6 protein-coding genes are annotated in these 6,980 nt (G+C 42.6%); all 6 read right to left on the reverse strand.

The genetic code is table 11. From position 1 onward, the window contains the following. Positions 1-82 precede the first annotated feature (82 nt). Positions 83-1,432 (reverse strand): DEAD/DEAH box helicase, encoded by a 1,350-nt coding sequence (locus EKM98_RS09750; protein ID WP_125982362.1) that lies wholly within the window; start codon positions 1,430-1,432, stop codon positions 83-85. Positions 1,433-1,446: 14 nt separating this feature from the next. Next, positions 1,447-2,388, reverse strand: a complete 942-nt coding sequence (locus EKM98_RS09755; protein ID WP_125982364.1) for a DHH family phosphoesterase — start codon at positions 2,386-2,388, stop codon at positions 1,447-1,449. A gap of 8 nt (positions 2,389-2,396) precedes the next feature. Next, positions 2,397-3,701, reverse strand: a complete 1,305-nt coding sequence (locus tag EKM98_RS09760) for a DRTGG domain-containing protein (RefSeq protein WP_125982365.1) — start codon at positions 3,699-3,701, stop codon at positions 2,397-2,399. A 4-nt stretch (positions 3,702-3,705) separates the two neighbouring features. Then, on the reverse strand, positions 3,706-3,939 hold the full coding sequence (locus EKM98_RS09765) for a hypothetical protein (RefSeq protein WP_125982367.1): 234 nt from the start codon (positions 3,937-3,939) through the stop codon (positions 3,706-3,708). 78 nt (positions 3,940-4,017) lie between these two features. Further along, positions 4,018-5,136 (reverse strand): DNA polymerase IV, encoded by a 1,119-nt coding sequence (dinB, locus tag EKM98_RS09770; protein WP_125982369.1) that lies wholly within the window; start codon positions 5,134-5,136, stop codon positions 4,018-4,020. A gap of 147 nt (positions 5,137-5,283) precedes the next feature. Continuing rightward, positions 5,284-6,786, reverse strand: a complete 1,503-nt coding sequence (zwf, locus tag EKM98_RS09775; protein WP_125982370.1) for a glucose-6-phosphate dehydrogenase — start codon at positions 6,784-6,786, stop codon at positions 5,284-5,286. Positions 6,787-6,980: the final 194 nt, after the last annotated feature.

The raw sequence follows: 6,980 nt of genomic DNA on the forward strand, positions 1-6,980 counted from the left end.
ACCAAAAGGGCACTGAAGGCGATCATCATCCCGAATAAACGTGCGTGAAAAATACTATCGTTTACGCTATTTTAAATCCTGATTAATGTTCATTTTTGCGTTTAGTACGTTCATCGCGCGCTTCTTTTTGATGACGTACCCGCCGCTTAAACCATTCATCCTTTTGAATGGCCTTACGAATTCGTTTCTTGTAACCTGGTTTGTGCTTTTTCTTTTCTTTCTTTGCCAAACCAACGAGTCGTGTATCTAATGCTGGCTTAGTTTTTTCACGTTTTGCCCGCCGATTACGGTCATAAGTGTCAACAATCTCGCCGTTTTTAACCTGTTTAGGTTCAAACTCAATTCCTAATTTCTCAATTTCTGTTACCAAATGTTCCTGCCCTGGCTCATACAAGGTCATCGCAATTCCTGATAGCCCATTTCGGCCGGTTCTCCCAACACGGTGAATAAAGAAATCTAAATCATCCGGAATCTCAGCGTTAATAACGTGAGAAATACCAGGAATATCAATTCCCCGTGAGGCTAAATCAGTTGCCACAACGTATTGAAAGTCAAGGTTCTGGATTTGCCGCATGGTCTTTTTACGATCACGGGGACTTAAATCACCAGAAATTTTAGCAACTTTTAACCCACGTTTGGTTAAATAGGCCGCAATATCGTCAACATTATGCTTGGTGTTGGCAAAAACCAGCGCCAAATATGGATTGATGGCCGTTAATAAATGATAAATTAGTTCGTTCTTACTCTTACCTTGTGTAGATACAAGCCAATTATTAATCGTTGGACTGATCACCGTGGTTGCCGGAATTTCTTCAATAACAGGCGCGTTCAAATATTTCTTCAAAAACGGTTGTAACTTTTGGGGAATAGTTGCCGAGAAAACTAGCATTTGTAGGTTATCCGGGAACGTTGCCGCAATTTTATCAACGTCATTTAAAAAGCCCATATCTAACGTCATATCTGCTTCATCGACGACAAAAGTTGTTGCGGTATAGCTCTTCAACGCCTCACTATCAATTAAATCTCGGATTCGTCCAGGGGTGCCGATCACAATTTGCGGTTGCTGGTGGTGCAATTTCTCAATTTGACGCTTCTTATCGGTTCCACCAACATAATTATGAATTCGAATTGGCCGTGGACTAAATTTTGCAATCTGTTCAGCGGCCTGAAAAATTTGTTCCGCCAGTTCTCGACTAGGTGTCGTAATAACTGCCTGAACATCTTGATTGGTTGGATCTAGTGCATTAAAAATTGGTACCAAAAAAGCGTGCGTTTTACCGCTCCCGGTTTGTGATTGGCCGACAACACTTTTGCCAGACGCAATCACTGGGATTAAACGTTCTTGAATTGGCGTTGCTTCTTTAAAATGAATTGCCTGCAATGCCGCTATAATATAGGGTTGCAATTTAAAATCTGTAAATTGTTTACTCATAAAAACCTCTTTCATTATTGGTGACTGACGATTCGGTCTAAGGCCGTCACAATCTCCTTTGTTTCAGCTTTTCCCTGGGCACGCGCACCACTAGCAAGTGGGTGGCCACCACCATGATGGGCTTTAGCTAATTCATTGATAATTGGACCTTTAGAACGGAAATGGACCCGGTAATTTTCCGGGGCTTGTTCAACAAAAATAACCCAAGCGGAAACTGCCGCAATTTTACCAGGTAAAGACACAATGGATGACGTTTGGGCAACACTTAATCCCAAACGTTTTAATAATTCCTGGCTCAAAGTAATGTGAGCCGCCCCACTTGGCAAAATAATTAAGTTTTCTAAGACGTAGGCCGATAAACGAGCCTGTTCAGCCGACATTGTATCTAAATTTTGGTTAACTAACGTAAAGTCAAAATCATGTTTAATTAACGCCGCAGCCACTTCAAAAGTGTGCGCTGTTGTCGCCGAATACATAAACCGACCAGTATCGCCCACAATGCCAGTATAAAGTAGCCGTGCAGCATCAGTTGGGACCGTCATTTTTCCAGCGGCGGCTAAATCATAAATTAATTCTGAACTGCTGGAAGCTTCGGGTTCGACCCACATTGGATCACCATACGGTTCATCATTAGGATGATGATCAATCTTAATTAGGTCAGCACCTTTCGCGTACCGCTCGTCGCTAATTCGTGGTGTATTTGCAGTATCGGTTACGATCACCAAAGCGCCAGTATACTGCTCCGTGGCGACTGTGTCCATTTGTGCCATCCAGGTCAATCCTTCACTGGCCTCGCCCACAACATAAACCCTTTTCTGCGGATAAGTTGCTTGAATAATTTTGGCAAGTCCAACTTGAGATCCAAGTGCATCTGGATCAGGACTTTGGTGACGGTGAATAATAATCGTACCATACGCCTGAATTTTTTCAATAATTGCTTTTTGTACTTGTTTCATTTTATACCTCACTTAGGATTCTCTAATAGCTGGCAGGTAACGATTGCCTTTGCTACCAGTTGATTGTTTTGTTGGATATTAACGTCAATTTTAGCAGAGTGCCGCCCTGCCTCCATTATCAACGGAACAATTGTTAAACGTGCGTCTAACTGAATAAGTCGTAAATAATGTAAACTCACTTGATCAATTGTTGAAGCACGGTCTATTTTATAATGTAAATGACGCTGACACGCAGAAGCCACCAATTCACTGAGAACACCAAAGGAAATTGTCCCAATTTGATTAGTCATCTGGGGTAAAACCGTTGTGTGGTAAGCCGCACCGCCTTGTTGTGCTGTTAACGAACTCGTCACTTGATCAAAATAAGTGCCCGCGGCCTTTTCTTTTCGCTCATCCATCTTAGCCATAACGTCTTGCCGACTAATAATGCCTAAAAGATGCAACTGAGCATCCACAACGGGTAGTAACTCATAGCCATCATAAACCATCATGTGCCGAACACTGGCCAAACTAGTCGTTAAACTCACAGTTACTGGTGCCTTCGTCATTACTTTATCCAGCGTTAAACTACCAGCCTTATCAAAAATATCCTTGCCGGCAACAATGCCTACCAATTGGTTTGTTTGGGTAATGACTGGAAAACGTGCGTGCGTTGAAACCCGATTTAAACGCTTATAGTCAACAACGGTTTGGCGACTGTATAAATAGCGGGTGTGTTCCAGTGCAGTATAAATATCCGCAACGGTAGCAATCTTGTGTTTAATTTTTTGATCCGCCAGAGCACGATTGATCATGGTCGCAACGGTATAAGTGTCAAACTTAGTGGAAAGAATTGGCAATTCCTGTCGGTTGGCCAAATCAACAATTGCCGGTGATACTGCCAAACCGCCAGTAACCAGCACGGCGGCACCATTGTGCAACGCCGTCTGCTGAACATCCTCACGGTTACCCACAATAACCAGTGCGTTTGCCGTTAAATAAGGTAACATTCGATCGGCCGTCATTGCACCAATCAAAAAGTGATGCAATACTTTGGTTAAACCTTGCTCGCCAGCCAAAACCTGGCCATTAATAATTTGTAACAGTGCCTGATAAGTTAGTGTGTCTTGCATTGTTTGGATTGTATGATTAATGCGAATCGTGCCAACTCGCGGAATTGTTGCGACTAATCCACGCTCTTCGGCCTCTTTGATTCCCTGATAAACAGTTCCCTCGCTTAGCCCCAGCTGATGGGATAAACCACGAACGGAAACTTTTTTGCCAACGGCCAACTTTTCAATAAAAAGAATCACTTGTTCACGTTTATGTGCCATCGCGCTACACCATAACTGGCCGAACAACACTGATTAAATCAGTGTTGCTAGTTGTTCGTTGCGTAAGTAGTTGTGAAGCCCGTCTCATCCTTAAAAAAAAGTTGGTAAGAATTGCTGGCCCAGTTAGACCAATTTGCGTGGTTACCTGCCAGTTGGCAACAACAATTGCAATCAATGAGCTCGGTTGCGCTGCTATTTTAAATTTTGAAGATAACTGCCCGTACCAATTAAATTTCATTGACGTGACTTCTCCTTTCACTAACTTTCCGATAGTTAACTGCCTAAAGTATACTGGTTTTACGCTAAAAACACAAAATCAGCGAAAGAGTGGCAAGCGTAATTCTTCAAAACCAATGGGATCTAAATTAGTCACGGTAATTCCAAGCAAACGAACCCCTTCACTTAAATCACCAATCTCATCCCACAACTGCTGCGCATCAGCATAAATTGCCGCTTCATCCAAAACATAATCACTACTTGTTAAGCGTTTGGTAGTTGTCTCAAAGTTACGATTGCGCACCTTCAGCACAACAGTTTTGCCGTGTTTTTGTAACTTTACTAGATTAGCAGCCACTTTGCGCGCCAAGCCATGTAATTCCGTGGTCACCTGATCCTCAGCACCAAGGGGATTGCCAAATGTTTCTTCTTTACCAATTGACTTGCGCTCTCGCTGATACTCCACCGGCCGTGTATCTACCCCGTGAGCGTGGCGGTAAAGTTGAAAACCCATTTTACCGAAGCGTTGAATTAACTGCATCTCCGGTATTTGTTGCAAATCACGACCGGTATAAATTGCCATCTCGTTTAATTTAGGTACCGTCTTTTTACCGACACCGTGAAATTTTTCAATTGGTAGATCGCCTAAAAACGTTAAGGCCTGTTCCGGCATAATCACCGTACAACCAGCTGGTTTACGGTAATCAGATGCCATTTTGGCCAGAAATTTATTGTATGATATCCCAGTTGAACTCGTTAAATGTGTCACTTCAAAAATTGTTTGCTGAACCATTTTGGCCAACTGAGCCGCCGAATTTTGCTTTATTTTGTTCACCGTCACATCAAGGTAAGCCTCATCCAAAGAAACGTATTCGATAATATCCGTAAAGCGGTGAAAAATTTCGTGAACTTGCTCCGAAACGCTGCGGTACAAAGTGAAATCAGGTCGCTTAAAAATTGCTTTAGGACAAAGTTCCAGTGCCTTGGCAGCGGGCATGGCAGAGTGAACGCCGAACTTACGGGCAACATAATTTGCTGTTGTCACAACGCCCTTTCCACCAGTATCACTAGGATTACGAGCAATAATTAAAGGCCGATTTCTGAATTCAGGGTGTTCCCGTTCTTCAATTGAAGCGTAAAACGCATCCATGTCCACGTGAATAATTTTACGTGACGTATCGTTTTCCAAAGGAATTTGTAATAATCCACCAGTTGCCATCCACTCACCTTCTTTGAAACTAAAATACGTTTTAAAACAATAAACGTGGACCAAAAGACAAACACAGCATGCCTAAATAATGGTTCTTACCTAGTTATGACTACTGACTTCATTGTCTTTTGGTCCACTTCAAGTACCTAACTATATTTAATTTTCGATTTCAGGCCTAGCTGGATCAAACACCCATTTAGCACCATCCCGGGCTAAAAGCTCATCAGCCGCCTTAGGTCCCATTGAACCACTGACGTAATTAGGAAAATCAGCCGCTGGTTCTTGGGCCCAAGCCTGTTCAATCACATCCGCAAACCGCCAAGTCTGTGCGAGTTCATCCCAATGCGTAAAGTTAGTCGAATCACCATTGAGCGCATCTAATAACAAACGCTCATAGGCCTCAGGACTATTGGCCGTCGCCCGTGCACTATGTCGGAAATCCAGATCAACTGGCCGGGTTGCGTAGCCTTGTCCAATTTGCTTGGCGTTGGCCCGTAAGCCAAAGCCTTCTGTTGGTTCAATGTAAATGGTTAGCACATTTGGCGCCAACTCGTCATTATCGCTGGCCGCCTTGAAAATATTCTGCGGCACCTGTTTGAAAACGACATCTACCCGCGTTGCTTTTTGTGCTAAGCGCTTACCCGTTCGAACAAAGAAAGGAACCCCACTCCAACGGAAATTTTCGAACTCCATCTTACCCGCCACAAAGGTTTCAGTATTGGAATCAGTTGCAACTTGGGCGGCATCCCGATAATTATCAAGTTGTTGGCCATCAATTGTGGCAGCACCGTACTGGCCACGGACAAAATTGCGTTTAGCTTCTTCAATCGTATCAATGTGCAAAGAACGTAACACTTTAATTTTCTCGTTGCGAATGTCCTCGGCACTAAAAGATACTGGTGGTTCCATTGCGAGTAACGTGGCAATCTGTGAAATGTGATTTTGAACCATATCCCGCATGGCACCCGCCGTTTCGTAATAGCCAGCTCTTTCCTCAACGCCTAACGACTCACTTAACGTAATCTGGATGTTATCGATATAACGATTATTCCATAATGATTCGATAATGTTGTTACCAAAGCGAATCGCCGAAATATTTTGAACCATTTCTTTACCTAAATAATGATCAATTCGATAAATTTGATCTTCAGTAAACGAGGTTCTAATCTCACTATTCAATTCCTTAGCAGATTGGAAGTCATGCCCAAATGGTTTTTCAATAATCAACCGGTTAAACCCAGCATCCGTCAAAATTTGTTCTGACTTTAAATGCCCCGCAATGACACCAAAGAAACGTGGTGACATCGCCATATAATAAACTCGATTACCGTTTAACTGATATTTTTGATCTAATTTTGTCGCTAAATCGCGTAAAACGACGTAATGTTCAGTATTAGTCACATCATGTGATTGATAATAGAAATGATCAGCAAATGCGGTTGCCTGAGCATCATCGGGTTTTAAGTCAGCAAGTGATTCTTTAATGATATTATGATAATAATCATTCGTCCACGGCCGCCGAGCAGTACCAACTACCGCGAAATGATCCTTTAAATACCCCTTCTGGTACAGGCGGAATAAAGAGGGGTAGAGCTTTCGGCGCGCAAGGTCACCGGAACCGCCAAAAATAATAAATAAGGCAACTTTTTCGTTTTGCATTCCTGACACCACTTCCATATTAAGTCTCAAACTACTCCTATTGTAACCATTAACTATGTTTCCGGCAATCAAATAAATTCAACTTCTATGAATTTTTTCGCTACCGATAAAAGTAGCGTAAGCAGTAAATAATCGACCGTTTAAAAAAGGCAAACCGGCTTCTCGAAATTGAGAAATCGGTTTGTCTTTTACAT

It is taken from the genome of Loigolactobacillus iwatensis, from assembly GCF_003950295.1.
Taxonomy (GTDB): Bacteria; Bacillota; Bacilli; order Lactobacillales; family Lactobacillaceae; genus Loigolactobacillus; species Loigolactobacillus iwatensis.